The organism is Paracoccus sp. PARArs4 (assembly GCF_947311865.1).
Classification (GTDB): domain Bacteria; phylum Pseudomonadota; class Alphaproteobacteria; order Rhodobacterales; family Rhodobacteraceae; genus Paracoccus; species Paracoccus zeaxanthinifaciens.
Genome location: NZ_CAMZMW010000006.1, coordinates 133,856 through 158,696, shown reverse-complemented (window position 1 = coordinate 158,696; position 24,841 = coordinate 133,856). Strand labels below are relative to the sequence as shown.

Below are 24,841 nucleotides of genomic sequence, written 5' to 3'. Positions count from 1 at the left end.
ATGCCATGCGCTATGCCGACATCACCGACAGGCTTGCCGATCTGGGCGGCGACAAATGGGCGCTGCACAATGCCGCGCGCGCCGCGATCGCGGCAGGCGATCCCGTGATCGAGCTGACCATCGGAGAGCCCGACATCACCACTGATCCGGCGCTGATCCGCGCCTGCATCGACGCGCTGAACGCGGGCCGCACCCGTTACTCCAACGGGCGGGGCGAGGGGAACCTGATCGAGGCCCTGATCGACACCTATCTCCCGCGCATGCCCGAGATCGCGCCCGGAAACATCCTGTGCTTCCCCGGCACGCAGACCGCGCTCTATGCCGTGATGCAGGCGCTGGTGCAGGACGGGCAGGGGGTGCTGATCGGCGATCCCTACTATGCGACCTATGAAGGCGTCGTCCGCGCGACGGGCGCCCATGTCCAGCCCGTGCCCCTGCGGATGGAGGACGGGTTCGTCCTGCAGCCCGACGCCCTGGCCGCCGCGATCACCCCCGAAAGCCGCGTCCTGCTGCTGAACACGCCCCACAACCCGACGGGCGCGATCATCCCCATGGACGTGCTGGAACGCATCGGCGATCTGGCCGTCGCCCATGACCTGTGGATCGTCTGCGACGAGGTCTACGAGAAGCTGATCTTCGCGGGCGAATTCGCATCCCCCCTGCAGATCGCGCGCCTGAGGGATCGGGTCGTGGTCGTCTCGTCGATCTCGAAGACCTTCGCGGCGACGGGCTTCCGCAGCGGCTGGGCCATCGGACCCGAGGAATTCTGCGACCGGCTTCTGCCCATCTCGGAGACGATGCTGTTCGGCAACCAGCCCTTCATCGCGGACATGACCGAGGCTGCGCTGCGCGGCCATGTCGATACCGCCGACAGGCTTCGCACCGCCTTCGCGCGCCGCGCGGGGATCGTGCAGCGGGCCGTGCAGGCGATACCGGGCCTGCGCGCCGACATGCCCCGCGGCGGCATGTTCATCATGGTCGATGTGGGGGGCACCGGTCTTGACGGCGACGCCTTCGCATGGCGCCTGATGCAGGAGAAATCCGTGGCGGTCATGCCCGGCAGCTCTTTCGGGGCCGAGGCCGCGAACCTGGTGCGCATCGCGCTGACCGTGCCAGACGAGGTGATGGAGGACGCGATGACCCGCATCGCCGAGCTGTGCGCGGCGATGGCCGTCCCGGCCTGAGGATCAGTCGAGGGCGGCGACCAGCGGGCGGGCATTCTTGCGGTGCCGCATCGCCAGTTGCCGCCCCTGCCGCCCCGAGGGAAGGGTGCGCGCCCCCGGCATGGGGCCGTCGCGCAGCTCGGGGAATATCGCTAGGATCTCGTCGCGCTGCGCGTCGTCCAGCGCGGCCATGGCCTGCGGACCGGCAAAGAAGGTCTCGGCCTCGGCGCCGTTCGCGAAGACGATCTCGTGGCGGGGCAGCAGGATGTGGTGATAGGTGACCGCCGAGGGCGGCATCGCCTCGATCCCATCGATCCCGAGAAGCTGCTTGGCGGCCACCAGCACCTCCGAGGCGCCGAACATGCGCCGCGCGATGCCCGACCGGATCAGGATGCGGTGCTGGGGTGAGACGACAAGGTCCGCCGAAGGGCAGCCCGGGCCGAGCGCGCCCGCGCGGATGCGGATGGGGCACAGCTGCGGCTGGCACAGCAGCTCGACCGGCGACATGGCGCGGGTGCCCTTCCACAGGACGGGCTGCGCGCCGTTGTCGCGCGTCAGCACCAGGTCGCCATCGGTCAGCGCCTCGATCGGGCGGGGGCCGTGCGGGGTGCGGATCATGGTGCCCGACGCGAAGCACGTCACCATCAGCGCGGCGCCGTTCAGCTGGGCTGCCGACACGCCGACCAGCGTCAGCTGTCCGGTCGCGGTCGCGCCGGGAGCCGCCAGCATGATGGTGATCGAGCCGTCCGCGTTCTCGGTGCAGGCGTCGCGCAATGCGGCCATGCTGGGAAAGAAGCTGGCGAGGTCGATCACGTCCTCGGTGGCGTCGAAATCGGTGATGACGTCGTTCCCGGACCCCATGCCGGCAAAGACATCACGCCCCGCGCCCCCCGTCAGGGTGTCGTGGCCGTCGCCACCGTCCAGCGTGTCGTCGCCATCGCCGCCCCACAGCCTGTCGTCGCCGCCCGCCCCGAACAGCAGATCGTCGTTGACGCCGCCCCAGAGGTCTTCGTGGAAGAAGGTCCCGATCACCGTGGTATCGCTCGAACCGGCGGACTGGCCGGAGACCAGAGTATTCCGGGCGAAGTCGTCCGCGCTGCGGGCATCCTCGCCATCCAACGCCTCGATCGCGGCGGCAAGGTCGTGATACTGCGCCGACAGATCGGTAGAGTAGCCGCCGCTGCCATAGGTCCTGGCCGCGGTCCCGATCAGGTATTCGCCGGTCTGGCCGTCAGGGGTGGTATAGGTTGCCCAAGTTCCGCCACCGCTCATGCCGCCTTCGACCTGGACGCCCGTGACGTTCCAGGTCCGCCCCGGATCGCCGTTCACATCGTAATCCACCGAGCCCGCGATCGTGCCGGACGTCTCGTAAGGGGTTTCGTAGCGGGTCGTTCCGTCCGTCGGGTTCGAGAGATAGCCCGTCACCCAAGCCTGCGCGCCGATCAGGTCCGCCGGATCGGACATGATCAGCATCGGTGCTGCCGGGCCGTCGTACCGCTCGCCCTCGGCGCGGGCGTCGGCCTGCATCGCGATGTCATAGCCGGCATAGACGAAGCCGTCCGGGTCCTTGTAATCGTCCCATGTGGTCGAATCGGCAGGCAGCGTGAAATCGGATTCTTCGGCCCGATGCGACGATGTTTCGCCATCCAGCCCACGCTGTGGCGTCGCCGAGCTTGCCCCCCCCTCCGATGGGCGATGGTTCGCCGTCAGATAGATCCCGCCGCCGATATGCACCCCCGAGAACTTGACCTGCACCATCGTCAGGTGGCGCAGAAGGTCGGAACCGGGATCGACGGTCTCGAGGGTCATGGGCAGCATCCCGCATCAGGGCCCGGTATCGAACGCCGCACGGGGCCGTTCTCGTCCGGGTTGTGTTAACCTTAACGAGAAACCTAACCTTTCGGTTAGGTGGAAAGAAGGATTTTCAGCACTTACACATGCCGGATGCCGCATGTTTTCGCATCGCGCAGCAATTCCTGCCGCACGATGCTTCTCGCCCTCTGCGTGTTTCGAACCTTCCCCGCAGACCTTCCCCGCGGGGAGGGAGGCCGTCAGTCCTCGACCGGGACGTACAGTCTGCCGCCCTCGCGGAACTTCTCGGCCATCTCCTCCATGCCGCGGGTCTTCTCGGCCTCGGCGCGGATGTCGTGGCTGATCCGCATCGAGCAGAATTTCGGCCCGCACATCGAACAGAAATGCGCGACCTTGTGGGCCTCGGCGGGCATCGTCTCGTCATGCATGCCGCGCGCGGTGTCGGGGTCGAGGCCGATGTTGAACTGGTCGATCCAGCGGAACTCGAACCGGGCCTTGGACAGCGCATCGTCGCGGGCCTGCGCGCCGGGATGCCCCTTGGCAAGATCCGCCGCATGGGCCGCGATCTTGTAGGTGATCACGCCGGTCTTCACGTCGTCGCGGTCGGGCAGGCCCAGATGCTCCTTGGGCGTGACATAGCAGAGCATCGCAGTCCCGAACCAGCCGATCATCGCCGCGCCGATGGCGCTGGTGATGTGGTCGTAGCCCGGCGCGATATCGGTCGTCAGCGGCCCGAGGGTATAGAAGGGGGCCTCGTGGCAGTGCTTCAGCTGCTCGTCCATGTTGGCCTTGATCTTGTGCATGGGCACGTGACCCGGCCCCTCGATCATGACCTGGCAGTCCTTGGCCCATGCGATCTTCGTCAGCTCTCCTAGGGTGTGCAACTCGGCGAATTGCGCCTGGTCGTTGGCATCGGCGATGGACCCCGGACGCAGCCCGTCGCCCAGGCTGAAGCTGACGTCATAGCGGCGGCAGATGTCGCAGATCTCGTCGAAATGTTCATAGAGGAAGCTTTCGCGGTGATGGTGCAGGCACCATTTCGCCATGATCGAGCCGCCCCTGCTGACGATGCCGGTCACGCGTTTCGCGGTCATCGGGATCATGTGCAGCCGCACGCCCGCGTGGATGGTGAAGTAATCCACGCCCTTCTCGGCCTGTTCGATCAGCGTGTCGCGGAATATCTCCCATGTCAGGTCCTCGGCCACGCCGCCGACCTTCTCCAGCGCCTGGTACAGCGGCACGGTCCCGATGGGCACGGGCGCGTTCCGCAGGATCCAGTCGCGGATGTTGTGGATGTTGCGACCGGTGGACAGGTCCATGACCGTGTCTGCCCCCCAACGGATGGCCCAGACCATCTTCTCGACCTCTTCCTCCATCGACGAGGTCACGGCCGAGTTGCCGATATTGGCGTTGATCTTGACCTTGAAGTTGCGGCCGATGACGACCGGCTCCAGTTCGGGGTGGTTGATGTTGGCCGGGATGATGGCGCGGCCCGCCGCGATCTCGTCCCGGACGAATTCCGGGGTCACGAGGTCGGGCAGGACGGCCCCCATCGGGTCGCCATCGGTCGTGTGGGCGGCGATGCGGCCCTCGTTCTCGCGGATGGCGGCGAATTCCATCTCTGGCGTGACGATGCCCGCGCGGGCATAGGCGAGCTGCGTCACGGCACGGTCGTCCGTGGCCGCAAGGGGCTGGCGGGCCTGCGGGAAGGGCGCGACCAGCCGAGCGCCGGTGGCAAAGCCATTGTCGGCATCCGTCACCGCGCGCCCGTCATAAGGCGCCACGTCGCCGCGATCGCGCTGCCACGCGCCGCGCACGGGTGGCAGGCCGCGGGCGATGTCGATCGCGATGTCGGGGTCGGTATAGGGGCCCGAACTGTCATAGACAGTCAGCCCCTCGCCCGTGGTCAGGTCGATCCGGCGCATCGGCACGCGGATGTCGTGCAGGCTGCCCGGCACGTGGATCTTGGTCGAGGCCGGCAGCGGGCCGGTGGTGATTGCGGGGATCGTGTCTTTCATTCCGGGTCTCCTCATGCGGAAAGCCAGTGTGAAAGCCTTGGCAGAAAGCGGACCGGTCCGGCCCGCGCAGGGGCCATCAGCGGCCCGAAAGGACCGCACCCTGTTTCAAAGGTTCGCGGGATTGCCCTTCGGTCTTCCTACGCCAGCATCAACTGGTTCAGGTTCTAAGGGTCGCGTCACCGGGGTTTCCCCCCGTCTGCCTCTCAGTCCCCTTGGCGGGACTCCCCTGACGTGCGGGCAGGGTGGACCGATCCGGCGGTGGCGTCAAGCGCTGGCGAGATGCCGGAAAACCCGACCGGGATGATCGGTCGCACTATCCCAAAGGACAGGCGTGCTATGCTTGTTGGGTAGCGACTGGCCCTTTGTGCAGGCGCGGGCCGGTGCTGCGGCGGCTAGCCTGATCCCGATGGACAACCCGATAAGACGAAGGAAGCGACATGCCCCTTGCGCCCGGTGATCTGATCTTTGTCGGCTGGGATACCGACAACAACGACGCGGCCTTCATCACGACCGTTCCGCTGGTCGCGGGCGAGGTCATCTATTTCACCGATGACGAATGGAACGGGACCAGCTTCTTCGGAAACGAGCAGCTGATGGAGTGGACCGTTCCCGCAGGCGGCATCGCGCCGGGGACCGTCGTGACGGTGGACATGGACACGACCACCCGCTCGGCCAGCGTGGATGCCGGGGGGACGCTGGACTATATCCGCGGAGGCTTCTCGCTGGCGGGCGCGAACGAGATGTTCTGGGCGTTCCAGGGCACCCGCGACGGCGACATCGTGACGCCCACCAACTTCATCGCCGTCATCGGCAACGAGGCCGACGGCAACGATGCCCAGACACCGAACCTGACCGGGACGGGGCTGACCACCTCGAACGGGGCGGTCATCATCGACGGCGACAACGATTACATGGAATGGGTGGGCGATGCCGTCCTGCCCGCCACCGCGACCCGCGAAGAGGTCATCGCAAGCGTCTCGGACACTTCGAACTGGGTCGTGGCGAATGGCAGCGGGGTGAACAACCCGAACGGGACCGGCTTCAACGTCAACCAGGGCGTCGTCTGCTTCGCGGCGGATACGCTGATCGCGACCCCTGCGGGTGCGGTTCCGGTGCGGGCGCTGCGCCCGGGCGACATGGTCCTGACCGAGGATTCCGGCCCGCGCCCGCTGTCATGGGTCGGCAGCCGCCGCATCACCCGCCCCGAGATGGAGGCGAACCCCCGGCTGCGCCCCGTCCGCATCCTTTCTGGCGCGCTTGGCGGCGGGCTGCCGCGCCGCGACCTGCTGGTGTCGCGCCAGCATCGCATCCTTCTGTCCTCGGCCATCGCGGAACGGATGTTCGGCGAACGGGAGGTGCTGCTGCCCGCGATCCGGCTGACCGCGCTGCCGGGGATCTTCGTCGATAAGGAGGTGACGCAGGTCACCTATCTTCACCTGATGTTCGACCGGCACGAGATCGTCCTGGCCGAGGGTGCCCCCGCCGAGAGCCTGCATACCGGCCCGCAGGCCATGGACAGCATCACCGACGAGGGCCGAGAGGAGATCTTCACGATCTTTCCCGAATTGCGGCGCGGGGACGCGCGGCCCATGGCGCGCCACGTCCCCGATGCCGCCCGTCAGAAGCGGCTGGTCGCCCGTCACCTGAAGAACGAGCGACCGGTCCTGTCCTAGCCCGCCAGCAGGGTGGCGTTGCCACCTGCCGCGGTGGTGTCCACGCACAGGTGGCGTTCGTGGCGCAGATGCGCGCGGTCGGGCCTGGCCGCGATCAGCGGAACCAGCGCGCCGTCGCGCAGGGCCAGCGCCTCGGCCATGGCGCGGCCCGTCGCCTCGTCGCCCCACCACAGGACCGCCGCCAGATCCGGCAGATCGCGCAGCGCCTGCGGATCGAGGCTGCCCTGCGCCTGCACCGGCTGACCGCCAAGCGCCTCGACGGCCTGCGCCTGCGCGGTGACCGCCGCGGTGCCGGGACCCATGCACAGAACGGGACCGCGGGGCAGGGATGCCAGGCGGTTCAACTCGCCGGTGGGGCCGGGCATCAGCGTCTCGTCGCGCGGGGCGCCTGCGGGGGCGTCCTGCAATGCGCGGGCGATGCGTGCGGGATCGTCCGCGCGGTCCCATGCGGTGCCGGGCTGGCCGGGTTCGGGGGCATAGAAGCGCGGCAGATAGTTCGGCCCGCCCGCCTTGGGTCCGGTGCCCGATAGCCCCTCGCCGCCGAAGGGCTGGCTGCCCACCGTCGCGCCGACCTGGTTGCGGTTCACATAGAGGTTGCCCGCATGCACCGCGTCCGTCACCTCTTGCACGCGGGTGTCGATGCGGGTGTGCAGGCCGAAGGTCAGGCCGTAGCCGCGCGCGTTGATCGCCTCGATCACGCGGTCCAGATCGCGGGCCTTGTAGGTCGCGACATGCAGGACGGGGCCGAAGATCTCGCGCTCCATCTGCTGGATGCCGTCCACCTGGATCAGCGTCGGCGCGATGAAGTGCCCGCCCTGCGGCACGGGGATCGAATGCAGGATACGGTCGCGATGGGCTTCCAGGTAATCCGCGATGCCCTGGCGTGCCTCGTCGTCGATCACCGGACCCACATCGGTCGAGATGTGCCACGGATCGCCCACGCGCAGCTCGTCCATCGCGCCCTTGATCATGCGGATCAGGTGCGGGGCCACGTCCTCTTGCACGTAAAGACAGCGCAGCGCCGAACAGCGCTGGCCCGCGCTGCGGAAGCTGGAGGCCACGATGTCGCGCACGGCCTGTTCGGGCAGGGCGGTGCTGTCCACGATCATGGCATTGAGGCCGCCGGTCTCGGCCACCAGGGGCGTGCCGGGGGCCATGTTGCGGGCCACGCTGCGTGCGATCAGCTGCGCGGTGTCGGTGCCGCCGGTGAAGACGACGCCGTCAATGCGCGGATCGGCGGTCAGGGCGGCGCCCGTCACGCCACCGTCGCCCGGCAGCAGCTGCAGCGCGGATGCGGGGACGCCCGCCTTGTGCAGCAGGCGCACGGCATGGGCGGCGATCAGGGTGGTCTGCTCGGCCGGTTTCGCCAGGACCGCGTTCCCGGCCATCAGCGCGGCCGTGACCTGGCCGGTGAAGATCGCCAGCGGGAAGTTCCAGGGGCTGATCGCGGCGATGCGCCCGCGCGGGGCATCCGTGCGGCCTTCGCCCTGCGCGGCATAGTAGCGCAGGAAATCGACCGCCTCGCGCAGCTCGGCCACGGCGTCGTTCATCGTCTTGCCGGCCTCGGCGGCCAGCAGGGCGAAGATCGGACCGAAATCGGCCTCGTAGAGATCGGCGGCATGGCGCAGGATGCGGGCGCGTTCGGCGGGTGCGGCATCCCAGGGCGCGGCGGCGGCGATGGCCGCATCGACGGTCGCGGCATCGGCATGGCCGGCCATCGCGACGGGCGCACCGGTGGCGGGGTTCAGGACCTGCACCTGCGGGCCGCTGGCCTCGCAGGCGGTGATCGGACCGGCATCGGCAAAGTCGACGCGGCGGGCCTGGTCGATGCGGGCCAGCACGTCATCGGCGGTCAGGTCGAACCCCATCGAGTTCACGCGCCCCTCGCCATAGATCGCGTCGGGCGCGACCAGCGACGCGGGCGCCTGCGCGGTCTCAAGCGCGTCGAAGGGGTCGACGGCGATCTCCTCGGGGGTGACCTCCTCGTCGACGATCTGGTTCACGAAGCTGGAATTCGCGCCGTTCTCCAGCAGGCGGCGCACCAGATAGGCCAGCAGGTCCTGGTGCTTGCCCACGGGGGCATAGATGCGGCAGGCGGTGCCCTCGTTCTTCAGCACGATGTCGTGCAGGCGTTCGCCCATGCCGTGCAGGCGCTGGAACTCGAAGGGCTGGCCGTCGGCCATTTCCAGGACGGCGGCGACCGAATGGGCGTTATGCGTCGCGAATTGCGGATAGATGCGGTCGGTCATGCCCAGAAGCTTGCGCGCCAGCGCGACATAGGACACGTCGGTCGCGGTCTTGGCGGTGAACAGCGGGAAGTCCTGCAACCCCTCGACCTGGGCGCGCTTCATCTCGGTATCCCAATACGCGCCCTTGACCAGGCGCAGCATGATGCGTCGGTCGGATGCTTCTGCCAGCGCATAGAGCCGGTCGATCGCCGCGCCCGCGCGCTTGCCATAGGCCTGGACCACGACGCCGAAACCGTCCCAGCCCGCCAGTTCGGGATCGGGCAGCACGGCCTCGATCACGCGCAGCGACAGGGCCAGCCGGTCCTGTTCCTCGGCGTCGATGTTCAGGCCCATGTTGGCGGCGCGGGCCTGGCGGGCCAGGTCGCGGACGACGGGGACCAGTTCCTCCATCACGCGGGCCTCTTGCGCGACCTCGTAGCGGGGATGCAGGGCCGACAGCTTGATCGAGATGCCGGGGTTCTTCGCGACCGTGCCCTTGTCGCAGGATTTCGCGATGGCCGCGATGGCCGCACGGTATTCGGCGGCATAGCGGGCTGCATCCTCGGCGGTCATCGCGGCCTCGCCAAGCATGTCATAGCTGTAGGTATAGCCCTTGGCCTCCTGTCCGCGGGCGCGGTCCAGCGCGTCCTCGATGGTCTGGCCCAGAACGAACTGGCGGCCCATCTCGCGCATGACGCGGGTGACGGCGGTGCGGATGACGGGCTCGCCCACGCGGCGGATCGCCCCGCGCAGCGTGCCCGCGATGCCGGGGCTTTCCTCGGCCAGCACGCGGCCCGTCAGCATCAGCGCCCAGGTCGAGGCGTTGACCATGCTGGACGAGCTTTCGCCCAGGTGGCGCCCCCAGTCCGAGGGCGCGATCTTGTCCTCGATCAGCGCGTCGATGGTGGCGCGGTCGGGGACGCGCAGCATCGCCTCGGCCAGGCACATCAGGGCGATCCCTTCGCGGGTGGACAGCCCGTATTCGGCCAGCATCGCCTCCATCATGGTGGGGCGCGACTGCGCGCGGATGGCGCGGACCAGATCGGCCGCACGCCCCGAGATGCGCGCCCGCGTGGCGGCATCGAGGTTCGCATCGGCGATCAGGCGGGCCAGCAGCGGGGCTTCGGGCTGGAACTTGGCGGAGGAATCGAAATTCATGGCGTGATCCTTGGTCTTTGCGCCAGCATACAGCGCGACGAATGGGCATTGTGACCAATGATGCCCCATGCGATGGTCGTTCAGACCGAAATGGGACCGTTTTTCAGACATGACAGAGATCCTCGACCCGATCAACCGCCGCATCCTGGCCGAACTGACCGCCAATGCCCGCATCCCGGTGACGGAACTGGCGCGCAAGGTGGGCCTGTCGAAGACGCCCGTCGCCATCCGCATCAAGCAGCTGGAGGATGCGGGCCTGATCACCGGCTACCGCGCGATCCTGTCGCCCGTGCGGCTGGGCCTGACCCATGTCACCTATGTCGAGGTGCGCGTCAGCGACACGCGGCAGAAGGCGCTGGATGCCTTCAACGAGGCCGTCCGCGCCATCCCCGAGGTCGAGGAATGCTACATGATCGCGGGGGGGTTCGACTATCTGATCAAGGTGCGGTCGCGCGACATGGCGCATTACCGGCAGATCATGGCGGAACGCATCTCGACGCTGCCCTTCGTGCTGGGAACCTCCAGCCATGTCGCGATGGAGGCGGTGGTCGAGGAAAACGGCGCCACGCTCTAGCGGGCGGGGGCGGCGGTTGGTAATGGGGGCACTGACAATCTGCGAAAGGTTCCCCGGATGATCGCCCGCCTCACCGCCCTTCTGATGCTGCTTGCCGGCGCCGCGCAGGCGCAGGACACGCTCTACTTCTCGGCCATCCCGGACGAGGACGAGACCCGCCTGGCCGAACGCTTCGGCGCCGTGGCCGAATACCTGACCGACGAGCTTGGCGTCCCGGTCGAGTTCGTGCCCGTGAAATCCTATCCCGCGGCGGTCACCGCCTTCCGCAACGACCAGGTGCAGCTGGCATGGTTCGGCGGCCTGTCCGGCGTGCAGGCCCGCCTGCTGGTCGAGGATGCCCGCGCCATCGCGCAGGGCACCGAGGATGCGGAATTCGTGACCTACTTCATCGCGAACACCGAAACCGGCCTGACCGAATCCGACGCCTTCCCCGAGGCCGCGAAGGGCATGTCCTTCACCTTCGGCGCCAAGACCTCGACCTCGGGTCGCTTGATGCCCGAATTCCACATCCGCGAAGAGACCGGCGAGGCGCCCGAGGCGTTCTTCGACCGCGTCGGCTTCTCGGGCGATCACAGCCAGACGCTGCGGCTGGTCGCATCGGGCGCGTGGGACGTGGGCGCGCTGAACTTTGCCGTCTATGACCAGGCCGTCGCCGAAGGCGCCCCCGAGGTCGAGACCGCCAAGGTCGTCTGGAAGACGCCGCCCTATCCCGACTACAACTGGACCATCCGCGGCGATGTCGATGCGCGTTGGGGCGAAGGCTTCGCCGATCGCGTGCAGGCCGCGCTGATCGGCATGGACGATCCCGAGCTGCTGGCGGCTTTCCCGCGCGAGGGCTTCATCCCGGCCACGAACGACGACTATGCCCCGATCGAGGATGTCGCCCGCCAGCTGGACCTGCTGGACTGATGCTGCATCTGGACGGCCAGGATCTGGGTCACGGCGGCACGCCCGTGCTGTCGGATGTCCGGCTGACCGTCCGTCCCGGCGAACGCGTGGCCTTGCTGGGCCGCAGCGGGTCGGGGAAATCGACGCTGCTGGGCGCGCTGCACCGCGCGCTTGGCGACCGGCGCGTCGCGCTGGTGCCGCAGGATACCGCGCTGGTCCCGCAGCTGAGCGCGCTGCGCAACGTGCTGATGGGGCGGCTGGACGATCACGGGGCGCTGCGCAACCTGGCCACGCTGATCCGTCCGCGCCGCGCGGACCGCGATGCCGCGCTGGCGGTCCTGGCCCGCGTGGGCCTGACCCCCGAGGCCGACCGCCCGGTCGAGGCGCTGTCGGGCGGCCAGCAGCAGCGCGTCGCGCTGGCCCGCGCCATCCATCGCGGCGGTGACGTCATCCTGGGCGACGAGCCGCTGTCGGCCGTCGATCCCGTGCAGGCCACGGCCCTTGCGGCCGAGATCCGCGCGGCCTTTCCCACCGCGATCCTTGCGCTGCACGATGTGGGCCTGGCCCGCGAATTCGCGACGCGGGTGATCGGCCTGCGGGGCGGGCGCATCCTGATCGACGCGCCCATCGCCGAACTGGACGCCGCCACGGTCGAGGATCTCTATGCCCGCTAGGATCTCGCGGCTGGCGGTGGTTGCGGGCTTCACGGCGCTGGCCGTCATCCTGCTGCCCTTCGCCGATCTGACGGTCGCGGGGCACGACCCCTGGGCCGCGCTGTCGCGCATGGCGCGGGGGTTCCTGTCGCCCGATTTCGCGGGGATCGAGCAGATCCTGTGGGCCGTCGCGCTGACGGTCGGCTTCGCCATCGCGGGTGTCGCGCTTGGCGGGGTGGCGGGGCTGCTGATGGCGCCCTTCTATGCCATGCGCGGGGTGCGCTGGACGGCCATCGCGCTGCGTTCGGTGCATGAGCTGTTCTGGGCGCTGCTGCTGATGCAGGTGCTGGGCATCGGCGCCTGGACGGGGGTGCTGGCCATCGCGCTGCCCTATGCGGGGATCTTCGCCAAGGTCATGTCCGAGATCCTGGACGAGGCCGACCGCCGCCCCTCGGACTGGCTGGGCGACAGGGTCGATCCGCTGAGCAGGTTCCTCTGGGCGCGGGTGCCCCTGGCGCGGCCCGAGATGGCCAGCTATGCGCTTTATCGGCTGGAATGCGGGCTGCGGTCCTCGGCTGTGCTGGGCTTCGTAGGGCTGCCGACACTGGGCTTCCAGCTGGATACCTTCTTCCGGCAGGGCCATTACGGCGCGGCGGGGGCGGTCATGGTCATCTATGTCGCGCTGATCGGAACGGTGCGGCTGTGGATGCGCCCGCGGCTGGTGGCGGGCTGGCTGCTGGCCGCCGCCGCCGTCATGTCGCAGGTCGATGCGCCGCCGATGGGGCGGGGCGCGCTGTGGCGGTTCCTGACCAGCGACATCGTGCCCGCGCCGCTGCGGCAGGGCGATCCCGCATCGCTGGCGCCCTGGGCGTGGGACATGCTGACGGGCGCGATCCTGCCGGGACTGTGGGCCACGATGGTCGTGGCGCAGATCGCGCTGGTCCTGACCGGGCTGGTGGCCTTCGCGGGGCAGGCGCTGGTGGTGCCGCGCGTCGCAGGCCGCGTGGGCGCGTGGATCGGGAACCTTGTGCTGGTCGTGCTGCGGTCCTTTCCCGAATACATGCTGGCCTTCCTGTTCCTGCAGGTCTGGGGCCCGTCGATGCTGCCCGCGATCCTTGCGCTGGCGCTGCATAACGGGGCGATCATCGCGCATCTTCTGGGCCGTCAGGCGCGCGGCCTGACCCTGCGCCCCGACGCGCCGCGCGGGCTGACGCTGTGGGGCTGGGAAATCGCGCCGCGCCTGTTCGGCAGCTTCGTGGCGCTGTGCCTCTACCGGTGGGAGATCATCATCCGCGAATCAGCGATCATGGGGATCCTGGGGATCGCCACGCTCGGGTTCTTCCTGGACGACGCCATCGCGGAACTGCGCATGGACCGCGCCGTCGTGATCCTGGTCGCGACGGCGCTGGTGACGGTTGCGATCGACAGAACGTCGCGCAGCCTGCGCGCGCGGTTGGGCGCGGGCAGGCTGATCGTGAACGAAACCCCGTCGAGGACGGCCGCCTCCTGCTAGGCCGCCATGGCAGGCATCTCGGGCTGGCGCACCGCGCAGGAGAAGGCCAGGAACTTGCCGTCGTCGTTCGACACCAGGTCGCCCATCTTCTGCGGGGTCCAGCCAAGGCGCGTCGCCATGCGCAGGAAGGCGGGCGGCCCCAGGAACAGGCAGTCGCTTGCGCCGATCCCGAACAGGTAGTCGTTCGAGGCCTCGAGGATGCGCTCGGCCAGGCCCGGCACGGGCAGGGCGGCAAAGCGCGTCAGCTCCCACGCGCGCGGATCGACGGGCGGTTCGTCATGGCACAGGTTCGTCGGCATCCCCGGCAGCAGCCCCAGATGCGCGTCGCGGATCATGTAGCTGTAGACGACGCTGCCCGCCCCGAAGCTGCAATCGGTGGGCTTCAGCCGCGCCCCGCCGACGGCCTGGCCGTTGCGATGCGCGATGACATAGACGGTGTCGTTGAAGGTGTCGTACTGCTCGAACTCGATCCCCTCGGCGTGGTGAAGGGGCCAGGACATGCGGTCCACGAAGATCTGCTTGCGCAGCTTGAAGAAGCTGGCCACCAGGTCGAAGCGATGCATGTCGCGCGGCAGGCTGATGGTGTCGATGGTGATGGGTGCGTCCTGCATGGTCGGTCCTTTCTTACTGCTTGATGCAATCGGGAAGCTTCGCGAGGCCGAGGAACTGGCGCCCGCCGGTGACTTTGTTGGGAAGCCACAACCCCCAGGACGTAACTTCGACCTTGAGGACACCTTCGTCGGCATAGGCGTCGAAATAGGCGAGCATGGTCTCGACCATGTCCCGGCTGAACTCGGCAGTCGCCAGCTTGGGTTCCCTGGTACCGGTATCCATTCGATTTCTCCTTTTGGATGGACGATCCGAAATGGATGGTACCACCAGGCGTGAAAGTCGCGTGAAAACCGATTAGGTTGCCTTTTCAGTATGTCCGAAAAGACATATGCTATGGTTAACCATAGCCGAGGGCCCATGCTGCACGACCTGATCCCGAATTTCGACGAAGAGATCGCCCGCATGCACGAGCTGGCACCCACGGGCTGGATCATGGGGTTCAACCTGACCTATCGGGGGCCGGAGCACCTGCATAACGCCTATCCCGACGCGTGGCGGCGCATCTACGAGGATCGCAACTATTTCTTCGGGGATCCCATCGCCATGTGGACGATGACCCATGACGGTTCCGCGCGCTGGTCCGAGGTGCGGATTCCCGACCTTCGCGGGGTGATGAACGCCGCGCGGTCCTTCCGGCTGAACTATGGCGTCGCGATCTCTCGCAAGGTGGCGGGCAAGCGGTCGTTCCTGACCCTGTCCCATCCCGATCGCGAATTCACCGATGACGAGATCTCGATGGCGCAGGCGCGCTTCACGCTGTGGACGGACCTGGTCACGAACCGCGCCGCCCTGACCGCGGGCGAGCTGGAGGTGCTGCGCTGCTTCCGCGACGGGCTTGGCCAATCGGACACTGCCGAAAGCCTCGGGATCGCGGAATCGACCGTCAAGCAGCGTGCGCTGAAGGCCTGCAGCAAGCTGGGGGCCAAGACGCGCACGCAGGCCGTCGCCATCGCGGTCGCCCGGAACTACCTGTCCTGAGGCGATAAGGAACTGCGGCCCGAACGCCCGTGTTGGTCCCCTGCACAACGACTGCGGAGGACATCATGGCAGAACGAATTCAGTCCAAGGACGGCAGCCGCGATACCGACCGTATCCTGGGTGACGATCCGGCAGGCGCTCCGGCGCATGGCGGGCGCGAGGGCGGCAACCTGGCCCGCGCCATCGGCACCGAGGACGAGATGAAGCGCACGGCCGAGAAGCCCGCGGGCACCACCCGCCCCCACAAGGCCGACGAGGAAAAGCCCGGAACCTCGAACCTGGGCGAGGAGAACCGCTGATGTCGCTTGATAACCTGACCAATGGCACCTGGGTCCTGATCGCGGATGGCGAAAAGGCGCTGTTCCTTGTCAATCACGGCGACCAGGACCTGCTGGACCTGCGCATCCACGACGAGGAGAAGCAGGAGAACCCCTCGGACCGCGAGCAATCCGCCAACCGCCCCGGACGTCAGCATCAGAGCGTCGGCTCGGGCCGGTCGGCCTACGAGGATACCGACTGGCACCAGCTTGCCAAGGAACGCTTTGCCGACCACCTGGCCGAGATGCTGTACGAACGCGCCCACAAGGGCCGTTTCGACCGGATCGTGCTGATCGCCGCGCCCAAGGTTCTGGCCGAGCTGCGCGACAAGATGCACAAGGAGGTCGCATCCCGCGTGGTGGGCGAGGTTCCGAAGACCCTGACCAACCACCCGTTGGACCAGATCGAGAAGGTGCTTCGGGCCGAACTGGCCTGACACCGGAACTGGCCTGACACCGGAATGGGCCGCCCATCGCGGGCGGCCTTTCCTTATTCGTGCGCCCCGCGCAACGACCCTTTCCACAACTGTCGGTTCACGCAAAGCCTCCGCGCGTCCATCTGTTCGCCAGTCAATTCGAACGGATGGAGTGATCCAATGCCTCTTGCCCTTTGGGCGCTGACCATCAGCGCCTTCGCCGTCGGCACCACGGAATTCGTGATCGTCGGCCTGATCCCCACCATCGCCGCCGATCTGGGCGTCTCGCTGCCCTCGGCGGGGTTGCTGGTCAGCCTTTATGCGCTTGGCGTGACGATCGGGGCGCCCGTCCTGACCGCGCTGGCGGGCCGGATGCCGCGCAAGCGGCTGCTGCTGTCGCTGCTGGTCCTGTTCATCGCGGGCAACGCCTTCGCGGCCTTCGCCCCGTCCTACGAGGCGCTGATCGCCGCGCGCTTTGCCACCGGGCTTGCCCATGGCGTGTTCTTCGCCATCGCCTCGACCATCGCGACCGACCTCGTGGACCGCGAGCGTGAAAGCTCGGCCATCGCGCTGGTGTTCCTTGGCCTGACCGTCGCGCTGGTGACGGGCGTACCGCTCGGGACGTGGATCGGGCAGGCATTCGGCTGGCAGTCGACCTTCCTGGGCGTCGTGGCGCTTGGCATCCTGGGGCTGATCGCTTCGGCGGTGCTGGTTCCGTCGAACCTGCGCCAGGCCAGCGCGCCGGGCCTGCGGGCGCAGGCGCGGGTGCTGACCTCGGGGCGGCTGCTCCTGGTCTATGCGATCACGGCGGTCGGCTATGGCGGCAACTTCGTGGCCTTCACCTATCTTGCGCCGATGCTGAACGAGGTGACGGGCCTTGGCGCAGGGGCGGTCAGCATCGTGATCCTGGTCTATGGCGCCTCGGTCGCGGCAGGCAACATCATCGGCGGCAAGCTGGCCGACCGGATGGGTCCGGTGCCCGCGCTGACCGTGATCTTCGGCGGTCTGGCCGTGATGCTGGCGGCGCTTGGCGTGGCGCTGCCCTCGCCCGTGGCGGCCATCGCGGTCGTGGCCCTGTGGGGCGGCTTCGCCTTCGCCAACGTGCCGCCGCTGCAATCCTATGTCGTGCAGATCGCCCGAGAGGTCAGCCCGGACGCGGTCGATGTCGCCTCGGGGCTGAACATCGGCGCGTTCAACCTGGGGATCGCGCTTGGGGCCTGGATCGGCGGGATGGTCGTGCAGGGGATGGGCCTGACCGCCGCACCCTTCATCGGCGCGGCGATCGTGGCCGGTGGCATCGTGCTGGTCCGCCTGTCGGGCCGCGCCGATCGCCAAGTCGGGGCCGTCACCGCGTGACGACCCCCTTGGGCGCGGGCCTTACTCGGCCCGCGCCTTCAGGAAGTCGCCGACCTCCAGCAGGATCAGCTCGTTGTCGTCCTGCGTGTTCATGTCCCGCCCCATCGAGAAGGGATAGTTGTTGTCGTTGCCCACGATGATGTGGCTGTCATCGACGATGTCCACATCCTCGATCGTGACGAAGGGGAAGGTGAAGCGCCCGTCCTCGCGCTTGCCCTGGCGGGCGATGCCATCGGGGTCGGCCATGTCCAGCAGGTCGATATGCGCGACCTTGTGGACCGGCTCGCCCGCCTCCACGCCCGCCATGTCGATCATGTAGACGCGCTTGAAGCGGGCGGGATTTTCGAAGCAGCCCTCGGTCGCCTCGCCTTCGCAGGCCAGTTCGGCGTCGCCCTGGCCGCCGTCGCACTCGATCACCAGGCCGCGGGTCTCGTCGATCATGTTGAAATCGCCGATGGCGTGGTTTTCCGCCTCGAGCGGATAGAGCCAGGAATTCCCGGTCCATTCGCGGCTGTCGGCCTTCATTTCCAGGATGCGCAGCGCGGTGCGGCCATCCTCGACCGTTTCCCACGCGCCGTCGCGCCACAGCGGACCTTCCAGCATCGGATAGAGCAGCTGCCCGTCGACCGAACCCGCGAACCCCTCGAAACCGCGTGACCGCTTGGCGTCGTACTCGGGCGCATCCGCGCCGGGATCGGGCAGCTGGATGAAGGGATTGTCGGGCGACATCACGGTGCGGCCGTCAACGACCGTCTCGTGAAACTCGGCGATGCGGCCGGTCTCGCGGTCGGCCACGATGACGAAGGGGCCGAATTCCTCGCCGATGACGATGTGATCGCCCACCAGCTGGAACCCCTCGAGGTCCAGATCCGCGCCCGTCAGATAGCGCGTGTCGGTGGCTTCGGTCACGATGGGGAAGGGGATCACGCGGTCGGGGTCGTTCAGGAACACCGTGCGATCGACCGCGACCGTGCCCGCATCGAAATCGGGCGTCACGACCGAGAAGAACAGCATCGCGTCGGGCGAGTTGCGCTTGGTCCCGAAGCCGTTGTCGGTCAGCACGACATAGCTGCCGTCGCCCACGGCCTTGATGCCGGAAAAGCCCTGCAGCGGCTGGCCCGCCAGCGGCATCGCGGGGCCGTCGCCCGGTTCCGACAGGTCGCGGCGGTTGCCCTCGCCGGTGAAGCGCCCCGAGGCGCGCAGCGATGCCGGCGCATCCTCGGGGGCGTCCAGAAGCGTGTCGGCGGGCAGGATGGCGTGGCCCTTCAGCACCGCATCGAAGCGGGGGGCGTCTGCATGGGCGGCGGCGGCGGTGGCCAGAAGGGCTGCAAGGATGGTGCGGGTCATCGGATACCTTTGGTCAAGTGTCTGACCACGGGTCCTAATTTCGCCCAGTGACAGGCGGGTGGCGGGACCGTGAAGGTCCCGCGACAGTTTCAGCCCAGATGGCCCAGCACCGCATCGGTGATCGCGTCGGTCGTGTCGCGGCCCGGCACGGTGCCGATGCCCTGCGCGGTCGCGGCCTCCATCGCGGCCATGATGCGGGCGGCGGGTTCGGACTGGCCCAGGTGGTCCAGCATCATCGCCGCCGACCAGAAGGCAGCCATCGGGTTGGCGATCCCCTTGTCCGCGATGTCGGGGGCCGATCCGTGGACGGGCTCGAACATCGACGGTGCGCTGCGGTCGGGGTTGATGTTGGCCGATGCCGCGAAGCCCAGGCCCCCCTGGATCGCCGCACCCAGGTCGGTCAGGATGTCGCCGAACAGGTTCGAGGCGACCACCACGTCAAGGCTGTCGGGGTGCATCACCATCCGCGCGCACATCGCGTCGATATGATAGCGGCTGACCTCGACCTCGGGATATTCGGCGGCCAGCTTGTCGGTCATCTCGTCCCAGAAGACCATGCTGTGGCGCTGCGCGTTGGACTTCGTCACCGATGCCAGCTTGCGGCGGCGCGTCATCGCCTGCTCGAACGCGAAGCGCAGGATGCGCTCGACCCCGGTGCGCGTGAAGATCGAGGTCTCGACCGCGACCTCGTCGTCGGTGCCCTGGTGGACGCGGCCGCCCGCGCCGGAATACTCGCCCTCGGTATTCTCGCGGATGCACAGGATGTCGAAGCCGGTCCTGCGCAGCGGGCCCTCGACGCCGGGCAGCAGGCGGTGGGGGCGGATATTGGCATATTGCACGAAGGCCTTGCGGATCGGCAGCAGCAGCCCGTGCAGCGACACGCTGTCGGGCACGCGCGCGGGCCAGCCGACCGCGCCGAGGAAGATCGCGTCGAAGCCGCGCAGCGTCTCGATCCCGTCGGCGGGCATCATCTGCCCATGTTCCAGGTAGTAGTCGCAGGACCAGGGGAAGGTCTGCGTCTCGACCGATGCGCCGCTGGCCGCGACGACGCGCATGGCCGCCTGCGTGACCGGGACGCCGATGCCGTCACCGGGGATGAGTGCGATGCGCTGCATGGACATGGGGAACCTCGTGATCTTGTGGCGTGACGCCTGAATGGCGCAGCACTGCCGCAGGGTAAAGCGGATTTTGCAGGACGTGCAGGTCGGGTTCCCGAAGGCCGCTCAATAAATCGTGCGGGGCGCGGGCAGGAACGGGGGCGGGGAAATCGTCGTTCTTGGTGCAACACGAAAGGAGACATCCATGTCGACGATCACCACCGTCAATCCGACCACCGGCAAGGAAATCAAATCCTATGACAAGATGTCCGAGGCGCAGGCCTTCGATGTCGTCAAGGCAAGCCACGATGCCTTTCTGGACTGGTCGCAGAAGACCCACGAGGAACGCGCGCCGTTCCTGAAGGACATCGCCGCCAAGCTGCGCGAGAACAAGGAAGAGCTGGCCCGCCTGATGACCGACGAGGTCGGCAAGCTGCTGAACGACGCCCGGCAAGAGGTCGAGATCTGCGCCGCGATCTTCGAATACACCGCCGAGCAGGGCCCCAAGGCGCTGGCCGACGAGGAACGGACCTATGGCGACGGCAACCGCGGGATCGTCACCTATCAGCCGATCGGCGTGATCTACTCGGTCCAGCCGTGGAACTTCCCGCTGTACCAGCCGGTGCGCGTGCTGGCCGCCGCGCTGATGGCGGGCAATGGCTGCGTGCTGAAACATGCCTCGATCTGCACCGGCAGCGGTCTGCGCCTGCGCGAGCTGTGCGAGGAAGCCGGCCTGCCCAAGGGCCTGTTCGGTGTCGTGCTGATCGGCCATGACGTGTCCGACAAGATCATCGCGCATGACATGGTCCGCGGCGTCACCATGACCGGCTCGGACAAGGCCGGCCAGCATATCGGCGAGAAGGCGGCCTCGGCGCTGAAGAAATCGGTGCTGGAGCTGGGCTCGAACGACGCCTACCTCGTGCTGGAAGACGCGGATATCGACCTTGCCGTGAAGACCTCGGTCATGGGGCGGCTGTACAATAACGGCCAGACCTGCGTGAACGCCAAGCGCTTCATCGTCACCGACAAGGTCTATGACCGGTTCGTCGCGGCCTTTGTGGAACAGATGGACAAGATCAAGGTCGGCGACCCGAGCGACGACGACACCCAGCTTGGCCCGCTGAGCAGCGTCGATCAGCGCGACACGATCCACGACCAGCTGCAGGACAGCGTGAAGAACGGCGCGAAGATCCTCTGCGGCGGCAAGAAGCCCGAAGGTCCGGGCGCCTTCTATCCGGCGACGGTTCTGGGTGACGTGAAGCCCGGCATGCCCGCCTATGACGACGAGATCTTCGGCCCCATCGCCGCCGTCATCCGCGCCAAGGACGACGAGGATGCGATGCGCATCGCCAATGACAGCCGCTATGGCCTTGGCGGAGGCATCTTCTCGCAGGACGAGGAAAAGGCCGTGCGCCTTGCCCGCAAGCATTTCGACACCGGCATGGTGCGCATCAACTCGTTCGGCGCAGCCGATCCGAACATGCCCTTCGGCGGCGTGAAGAACTCGGGTTACGGCCGCGAGCATGGCGGCTTCGGCATGCATGAATTCGTGAACGCGAAGGCCGTGTTCCTGCCGCCCAAGGCCGCCTGAGCCGACCTTGCATGAACGAAGGACGCCCCGACCGTGATGGCCGGGGGCGTTTCGCATCAGGCGGTGGCCTTGGTCAGGCCCTGGTCCAGATCCGCGATGATGTCGTCCACATTCTCGATCCCGATCGAGATGCGCACCACGTTCGGCGCGGCCCCTGCGGCGATCTGCTGATCTTCCTCAAGCTGGCGGTGCGTGGTCGATGCGGGGTGGATGATCAGGCTGCGCGTGTCGCCCAGATTGGCGACATGGCTGAACAGCTCGAGGCTGTCGACCAGCTTGACGCAGGCGTCATAGCCGCCCTTGACCGCCACCGTGAACAGCGCGCCAGCACCCTTGGGCACGATCCGCTGCGCACGCTCGGCCCAGGGGGACGAGGCGAGGCCCGCATAGGTCACGCCCTCGATCCGGGGGTCCTTTTCCAGCCATTCCGCGACGGCCTTGGCGTTCGCCACATGGCGTTCCATCCGCAGGCCAAGCGTCTCGATCCCCATCAGCGTGTAATGCGCGCCCTGCGGGTTCATCGTCATGCCCAGATCGCGCAGGCCCACCGCGATGGAATGGAAGGTGAAGGCCATCGGCCCCAAGGCGCCGTGGAAGTTCAGCCCGTGATAGGCCGGTTCCGGCTGCGACAGCGACGGGAACTTGTCCGAGGCCGACCAGTCGAACTTGCCGCTGTCCACCACGATCCCGCCGGTGACGGTGCCGTTGCCGGTCATGTATTTCGTCGCCGAATGCACCACCAGCGTCGCGCCGTGGTCGATAGGGCGGCAGAGGAACGGCGTCGCCGTCGTGTTGTCCACGATCAGCGGGATGCCCGCCTCGTCCGCGATGGCGGCCATCGCGTCCAGATCGGTGACATAGCCGCCAGGATTGGCGATCGTCTCGCAGAACAGGGCGCGGGTGTCCTCGTCGATGGCGGCGCGGACGGCGTCCAGATCATCGGTATCGACGAACTTGGCCGACCAGCCGAAGCGGCGGATCGTCTGGCTGAACTGCGTGATCGTCCCGCCATAGAGCCGCGACGACGACACCACGTTCCGCCCCGGTCCCATCAGCGGGAACAGCGCCATGATCTGCGCGGCATGGCCCGATGAACAGCCGATCCCGCCCGCGGCCCCCTCCAGCGCGGCGACCCGCGCGGCCAGCGCGCTGACTGTAGGGTTGGTCAGGCGAGAGTAGATATAGCCCACCTCTTCGAGGTTGAAGAGCCGCGCCGCATGTTCCGCATCGCGAAAGACATAGGACGTGGACTGATAGATCGGCACCTGCCGCGCGCCCGTCGCGGGGTCCGGCTCGGCCCCTGCATGGACGGCCAGCGTGTCGAAGCCCCTGGTGTTTCCGGTCATGATTTCCCCCTTCCCGTGTTCGGGCCGAAGGTTAAGCGCAGCCCGCCCTTCGCTGCAATCGTGGAAATGCCAGGCTCAGGTCTGACCCTCGAACATGCGGTCGCGTGCGGCGGTGATGTGATGGCGCATCGCCTGCGTCGCGGCGGCGGCATCCTGCGCGCGGATCGCGTCGATGACCGCGCGATGTTCCGATTGCACCAGCGCCTGCCGTTCGGGAACGTCCAGCAGCGTCAGCGACCGCGACAGCGTCATCCCGAACTGGATCTGGGCGGTCAGTTGCGCGATCACGGCGGGATAGAACGGGTTCTTCGCGGCCTTCGCGATGGCCATGTGCAGCGCCTGGTCCGCATCGACCCCGACGATCTGCTGGACATAGGTCCTGTCCAGCGCCTCGTAGGCGCGTTCCAGCACGGCCAGGTCGGCATCGTCGCGCCGCAACGCGGCCCAGCCCGCCGCGGCCCCCTCCAGGTCCACGCGGAACTCGTAGCAGCGCTGGATGTCCGTGATGGACCCGAGCGGCACGAGATCGCCCACCCGCGGATCGGGCCTGCGGGTGACGTAATTACCGGACCCGCGCCTTGCGGTGACGATCCCGTCCTCGCGCAGGCGGGCAAGCGCGTCGCGCAGCACGGGCCGCGACACGCCGAAGCTGGCCGACAGGCTCTGTTCCGAGGGCAGGCGTCCGTTCAGCGGAAACTCGTCCGACATGATGCGTTGCAGCAGCCGGTCATAGACCTGATCGGCAAGCGAGGGTGCTTCGGTCATGGCGACCCTGCGATCCCGAGATCCGCCGAGTAATGGGCGGATCCCGTCAGCCGGGGCCTGCGCAGGCCGTCCGGCCACGCCGGGACGACGCGCCCCCCTTCCATCAGATCGCGTTCGCTGCTGGCGACCGCCATGTGCATCGGCTGCATTCGGTTCCTCCGTCCCTGTCGATGACGGTTATCCGCTTCGCGCCCATTTTACAACTATTGACCGGTTTGTGCATCGCGGTTACCAATTGTCCGCAAGGAGGATCGGCCAGGCTGCATGCCCGGCCAGTGCCCGGTTCCGGGCGTCATCATCTGGGAGGAAACGATGACCGACTTCACCAATTCGACCCGCCGCGGACTGCTGCGGGGTGCCGCGGCGCTTGCGGGTGCAAGCCTGCTGCCGCAGCTGGCATGGGCCGCCGATTACCCGTCGCGCCCGCTGACCATGATCGTGCCCTGGGGCGCGGGCGGCGGCACCGATGCGACCGCGCGCATGATCTCGGCGCTGCTGGAACGCAAGCTGGGCCAGCCCGTCAACGTCGTGAACCGCACGGGCGGCGCGGGCGTGGTCGGCCATTCGGCCATCGCGACCGCACCGGCCGACGGCTATACCCTGGGCGTCGTCACGGTCGAGATCGCGATGATGCACCACATGGGCCTGACCGAGCTGACCTCGGCGAATTACACGCCGCTTGGACTGATGAACGCCGACAGCCCGGCGGTCACCGTGTCCAGCGATGCGGGCTTTGCCGATATCGGCGCCCTGACCGAGGCGGTGAAGGCGTCCGAGCCCGGCACCTTCAAGGCGTCCGGCACGGGGCAGGGGGGCATCTGGCACCTGGCGCTGGTCGGCTGGCTGAAAAGCCTGGGCCTTGCCGCCGATCACGTGACCTGGGTGCCGTCCGAAGGCTCGGCCCCGGCGATGCAGGACCTGATCGCGGGCGGGATCGACATCGTGACCGTGTCGCTGGCGGAAACCAAGGCGATGGTCGATGCGGGTCGCGCCGTGAACCTGGCATTGATGAGCACCGAGCGTGCGTCCAGCCACCCCGACCTGCCCACCCTGACCGAGGGCGGCGGCAGCAATTTCGCGCTGGCCACCTGGCGCGGCATCGCGGGCCCCCGCGACCTGCCCCCCGAGATCGGGTCCACCATCGCCACCGCCCTGTCCGAGATCGCGGTCGATCCCGAGTTCACCGAGTTCATGGCCAGCCGCGGCTTCAACATCTCCTATGTGGAGCCCGAGGCCCATGGACAGATGATGCAGGATGCCGACGCGCAGATGGCGGATGCCATGACCGCCGCCGGCCTGATCCAGGGCTGAGCCGAAGGGCGGGCGCCATGCCCGC

General features: G+C 67.8%; 22 protein-coding genes and 1 riboswitch. Of the genes, 12 read left to right on the top strand and 10 right to left on the bottom strand.

From position 1 onward, the window contains the following. The first annotated feature begins 5 nt into the window (after window positions 1–5). Window positions 6–1,184 carry a pyridoxal phosphate-dependent aminotransferase gene (locus QMZ16_RS07000; protein ID WP_282602684.1) on the top strand — a complete coding sequence of 393 codons (1,179 nt, stop codon included), beginning with the start codon at window positions 6–8 and terminating at the stop codon, window positions 1,182–1,184. Between the two features lie 3 nt (window positions 1,185–1,187). Here QMZ16_RS07000 and QMZ16_RS06995 read toward each other — a convergent pair whose 3' ends face one another. Together QMZ16_RS06995 and thiC are read right to left on the bottom strand one after the other, a co-directional pair. After that, window positions 1,188–2,972 (bottom strand): Hint domain-containing protein, encoded by a 1,785-nt coding sequence (locus QMZ16_RS06995; protein ID WP_282602683.1) that lies wholly within the window; start codon window positions 2,970–2,972, stop codon window positions 1,188–1,190. 242 nt (window positions 2,973–3,214) lie between these two features. Further along, the gene (gene thiC / locus QMZ16_RS06990; RefSeq protein WP_282602682.1) at window positions 3,215–4,993 is read right to left on the bottom strand and encodes a phosphomethylpyrimidine synthase ThiC; all 1,779 of its coding nucleotides are present in this window, start codon (window positions 4,991–4,993) and stop codon (window positions 3,215–3,217) included. Between the two features lie 117 nt (window positions 4,994–5,110). Next, window positions 5,111–5,231, bottom strand: a riboswitch (TPP riboswitch). A gap of 199 nt (window positions 5,232–5,430) precedes the next feature. Between thiC and QMZ16_RS06985 the strand changes: the two genes are divergently transcribed. Next, a complete protein-coding gene (locus QMZ16_RS06985) occupies window positions 5,431–6,666 on the top strand; it encodes a Hint domain-containing protein (RefSeq protein ID WP_282602681.1) in 1,236 nt (411 codons plus the stop codon). On the opposite strand, the gene putA is transcribed toward QMZ16_RS06985, so the two are convergent. After that, on the bottom strand, window positions 6,663–10,052 hold the full coding sequence (gene putA / locus QMZ16_RS06980; protein WP_282602680.1) for a bifunctional proline dehydrogenase/L-glutamate gamma-semialdehyde dehydrogenase PutA: 3,390 nt from the start codon (window positions 10,050–10,052) through the stop codon (window positions 6,663–6,665). The genes QMZ16_RS06985 and putA overlap by 4 nt on opposite strands. A gap of 109 nt (window positions 10,053–10,161) precedes the next feature. Between putA and QMZ16_RS06975 the strand changes: the two genes are divergently transcribed. The 4 genes from QMZ16_RS06975 to QMZ16_RS06960 are packed head-to-tail and all read left to right on the top strand — an operon-like array spanning window position 10,162 to window position 13,680. Then, the gene (locus tag QMZ16_RS06975) at window positions 10,162–10,626 is read left to right on the top strand and encodes an Lrp/AsnC family transcriptional regulator (protein ID WP_022706191.1); all 465 of its coding nucleotides are present in this window, start codon (window positions 10,162–10,164) and stop codon (window positions 10,624–10,626) included. A 57-nt stretch (window positions 10,627–10,683) separates the two neighbouring features. Next, complete coding sequence (locus tag QMZ16_RS06970) at window positions 10,684–11,535, top strand: putative selenate ABC transporter substrate-binding protein (RefSeq protein ID WP_282602679.1); 852 nt, start codon at window positions 10,684–10,686, stop codon at window positions 11,533–11,535. Then, window positions 11,535–12,188 carry an ATP-binding cassette domain-containing protein gene (locus tag QMZ16_RS06965; protein ID WP_282602678.1) on the top strand — a complete coding sequence of 218 codons (654 nt, stop codon included), beginning with the start codon at window positions 11,535–11,537 and terminating at the stop codon, window positions 12,186–12,188. Before QMZ16_RS06970 ends, QMZ16_RS06965 begins: the two co-directional genes overlap by 1 nt. Next, entirely contained in the window at window positions 12,178–13,680 is a 1,503-nt protein-coding gene (locus QMZ16_RS06960; protein WP_282602677.1) for an ABC transporter permease, read from the top strand. The genes QMZ16_RS06965 and QMZ16_RS06960 overlap by 11 nt, the downstream gene beginning before the upstream one ends. Here the strand turns inward: QMZ16_RS06960 and QMZ16_RS06955 are convergent. Both QMZ16_RS06955 and QMZ16_RS06950 read right to left on the bottom strand, forming a co-directional pair. After that, entirely contained in the window at window positions 13,677–14,291 is a 615-nt protein-coding gene (locus QMZ16_RS06955; RefSeq protein WP_022706187.1) for an acyl-homoserine-lactone synthase, read from the bottom strand. The two genes, QMZ16_RS06960 and QMZ16_RS06955, sit on opposite strands and share 4 nt — an antisense overlap. Window positions 14,292–14,304: 13 nt before the next feature. Next, entirely contained in the window at window positions 14,305–14,514 is a 210-nt protein-coding gene (locus QMZ16_RS06950) for a hypothetical protein (RefSeq protein ID WP_022706186.1), read from the bottom strand. A 135-nt stretch (window positions 14,515–14,649) separates the two neighbouring features. Between QMZ16_RS06950 and QMZ16_RS06945 the strand changes: the two genes are divergently transcribed. From QMZ16_RS06945 to QMZ16_RS06930, 4 genes are all read left to right on the top strand, one after another. Continuing rightward, the gene (locus QMZ16_RS06945) at window positions 14,650–15,270 is read left to right on the top strand and encodes a LuxR family transcriptional regulator (RefSeq protein ID WP_022706185.1); all 621 of its coding nucleotides are present in this window, start codon (window positions 14,650–14,652) and stop codon (window positions 15,268–15,270) included. 65 nt (window positions 15,271–15,335) lie between these two features. Next, on the top strand, window positions 15,336–15,569 hold the full coding sequence (locus tag QMZ16_RS06940) for a hypothetical protein (RefSeq protein ID WP_022706184.1): 234 nt from the start codon (window positions 15,336–15,338) through the stop codon (window positions 15,567–15,569). Further along, complete coding sequence (locus tag QMZ16_RS06935) at window positions 15,569–16,024, top strand: host attachment family protein (RefSeq protein ID WP_282602676.1); 456 nt, start codon at window positions 15,569–15,571, stop codon at window positions 16,022–16,024. Before QMZ16_RS06940 ends, QMZ16_RS06935 begins: the two co-directional genes overlap by 1 nt. A gap of 159 nt (window positions 16,025–16,183) precedes the next feature. Next, window positions 16,184–17,359: an MFS transporter gene (locus tag QMZ16_RS06930; protein WP_282602675.1), complete on the top strand. Its 1,176-nt coding sequence runs from the start codon at window positions 16,184–16,186 to the stop codon at window positions 17,357–17,359. A 21-nt stretch (window positions 17,360–17,380) separates the two neighbouring features. Here the strand turns inward: QMZ16_RS06930 and QMZ16_RS06925 are convergent, their stop codons facing one another. Further along, window positions 17,381–18,706 (bottom strand): esterase-like activity of phytase family protein, encoded by a 1,326-nt coding sequence (locus tag QMZ16_RS06925; RefSeq protein ID WP_282602674.1) that lies wholly within the window; start codon window positions 18,704–18,706, stop codon window positions 17,381–17,383. A gap of 89 nt (window positions 18,707–18,795) precedes the next feature. After that, entirely contained in the window at window positions 18,796–19,827 is a 1,032-nt protein-coding gene (locus tag QMZ16_RS06920) for a tartrate dehydrogenase (RefSeq protein WP_282602673.1), read from the bottom strand. Between the two features lie 181 nt (window positions 19,828–20,008). Between QMZ16_RS06920 and QMZ16_RS06915 the strand changes: the two genes are divergently transcribed. Further along, entirely contained in the window at window positions 20,009–21,394 is a 1,386-nt protein-coding gene (locus QMZ16_RS06915; protein ID WP_282602672.1) for an NAD-dependent succinate-semialdehyde dehydrogenase, read from the top strand. Between the two features lie 56 nt (window positions 21,395–21,450). Here QMZ16_RS06915 and QMZ16_RS06910 read toward each other — a convergent pair whose 3' ends face one another. From QMZ16_RS06910 to QMZ16_RS06900, 3 genes are all read right to left on the bottom strand, one after another. Next, entirely contained in the window at window positions 21,451–22,740 is a 1,290-nt protein-coding gene (locus QMZ16_RS06910) for an O-acetylhomoserine aminocarboxypropyltransferase/cysteine synthase family protein (protein WP_282602671.1), read from the bottom strand. Window positions 22,741–22,815: 75 nt separating this feature from the next. Further along, window positions 22,816–23,505 carry a FadR/GntR family transcriptional regulator gene (locus QMZ16_RS06905; RefSeq protein ID WP_282602670.1) on the bottom strand — a complete coding sequence of 230 codons (690 nt, stop codon included), beginning with the start codon at window positions 23,503–23,505 and terminating at the stop codon, window positions 22,816–22,818. After that, window positions 23,502–23,654, bottom strand: a complete 153-nt coding sequence (locus QMZ16_RS06900) for a hypothetical protein (RefSeq protein ID WP_282602669.1) — start codon at window positions 23,652–23,654, stop codon at window positions 23,502–23,504. Before QMZ16_RS06900 ends, QMZ16_RS06905 begins: the two co-directional genes overlap by 4 nt. A gap of 115 nt (window positions 23,655–23,769) precedes the next feature. On the opposite strand from QMZ16_RS06900, the gene QMZ16_RS06895 reads away from it, so the two are divergent. Continuing rightward, window positions 23,770–24,816 carry a tripartite tricarboxylate transporter substrate binding protein gene (locus QMZ16_RS06895; RefSeq protein ID WP_282602668.1) on the top strand — a complete coding sequence of 349 codons (1,047 nt, stop codon included), beginning with the start codon at window positions 23,770–23,772 and terminating at the stop codon, window positions 24,814–24,816. The last annotated feature ends 25 nt before the right edge of the window (window positions 24,817–24,841 follow it).

Excerpts from the sequence above, each read along its gene's own strand:
- QMZ16_RS07000 (WP_282602684.1), top strand. The coding sequence starts at position 6 with ATGCGCTATGCCGACATCACCGACAGGCTTGCCGATCTGGGCGGCGAC.
- QMZ16_RS06995 (WP_282602683.1), bottom strand. The coding sequence starts at position 2,972 with ATGACCCTCGAGACCGTCGATCCCGGTTCCGACCTTCTGCGCCACCTG.
- thiC (WP_282602682.1), bottom strand. The coding sequence starts at position 4,993 with ATGAAAGACACGATCCCCGCAATCACCACCGGCCCGCTGCCGGCCTCG.
- QMZ16_RS06985 (WP_282602681.1), top strand. The coding sequence starts at position 5,431 with ATGCCCCTTGCGCCCGGTGATCTGATCTTTGTCGGCTGGGATACCGAC.
- putA (WP_282602680.1), bottom strand. The coding sequence starts at position 10,052 with ATGAATTTCGATTCCTCCGCCAAGTTCCAGCCCGAAGCCCCGCTGCTG.
- QMZ16_RS06975 (WP_022706191.1), top strand. The coding sequence starts at position 10,162 with ATGACAGAGATCCTCGACCCGATCAACCGCCGCATCCTGGCCGAACTG.
- QMZ16_RS06970 (WP_282602679.1), top strand. The coding sequence starts at position 10,684 with ATGATCGCCCGCCTCACCGCCCTTCTGATGCTGCTTGCCGGCGCCGCG.
- QMZ16_RS06965 (WP_282602678.1), top strand. The coding sequence starts at position 11,535 with ATGCTGCATCTGGACGGCCAGGATCTGGGTCACGGCGGCACGCCCGTG.
- QMZ16_RS06960 (WP_282602677.1), top strand. The coding sequence starts at position 12,178 with ATGCCCGCTAGGATCTCGCGGCTGGCGGTGGTTGCGGGCTTCACGGCG.
- QMZ16_RS06955 (WP_022706187.1), bottom strand. The coding sequence starts at position 14,291 with ATGCAGGACGCACCCATCACCATCGACACCATCAGCCTGCCGCGCGAC.
- QMZ16_RS06950 (WP_022706186.1), bottom strand. The coding sequence starts at position 14,514 with ATGGATACCGGTACCAGGGAACCCAAGCTGGCGACTGCCGAGTTCAGC.
- QMZ16_RS06945 (WP_022706185.1), top strand. The coding sequence starts at position 14,650 with ATGCTGCACGACCTGATCCCGAATTTCGACGAAGAGATCGCCCGCATG.
- QMZ16_RS06940 (WP_022706184.1), top strand. The coding sequence starts at position 15,336 with ATGGCAGAACGAATTCAGTCCAAGGACGGCAGCCGCGATACCGACCGT.
- QMZ16_RS06935 (WP_282602676.1), top strand. The coding sequence starts at position 15,569 with ATGTCGCTTGATAACCTGACCAATGGCACCTGGGTCCTGATCGCGGAT.
- QMZ16_RS06930 (WP_282602675.1), top strand. The coding sequence starts at position 16,184 with ATGCCTCTTGCCCTTTGGGCGCTGACCATCAGCGCCTTCGCCGTCGGC.
- QMZ16_RS06925 (WP_282602674.1), bottom strand. The coding sequence starts at position 18,706 with ATGACCCGCACCATCCTTGCAGCCCTTCTGGCCACCGCCGCCGCCGCC.
- QMZ16_RS06920 (WP_282602673.1), bottom strand. The coding sequence starts at position 19,827 with ATGTCCATGCAGCGCATCGCACTCATCCCCGGTGACGGCATCGGCGTC.
- QMZ16_RS06915 (WP_282602672.1), top strand. The coding sequence starts at position 20,009 with ATGTCGACGATCACCACCGTCAATCCGACCACCGGCAAGGAAATCAAA.
- QMZ16_RS06910 (WP_282602671.1), bottom strand. The coding sequence starts at position 22,740 with ATGACCGGAAACACCAGGGGCTTCGACACGCTGGCCGTCCATGCAGGG.
- QMZ16_RS06905 (WP_282602670.1), bottom strand. The coding sequence starts at position 23,505 with ATGACCGAAGCACCCTCGCTTGCCGATCAGGTCTATGACCGGCTGCTG.
- QMZ16_RS06900 (WP_282602669.1), bottom strand. The coding sequence starts at position 23,654 with ATGCAGCCGATGCACATGGCGGTCGCCAGCAGCGAACGCGATCTGATG.
- QMZ16_RS06895 (WP_282602668.1), top strand. The coding sequence starts at position 23,770 with ATGCCCGGCCAGTGCCCGGTTCCGGGCGTCATCATCTGGGAGGAAACG.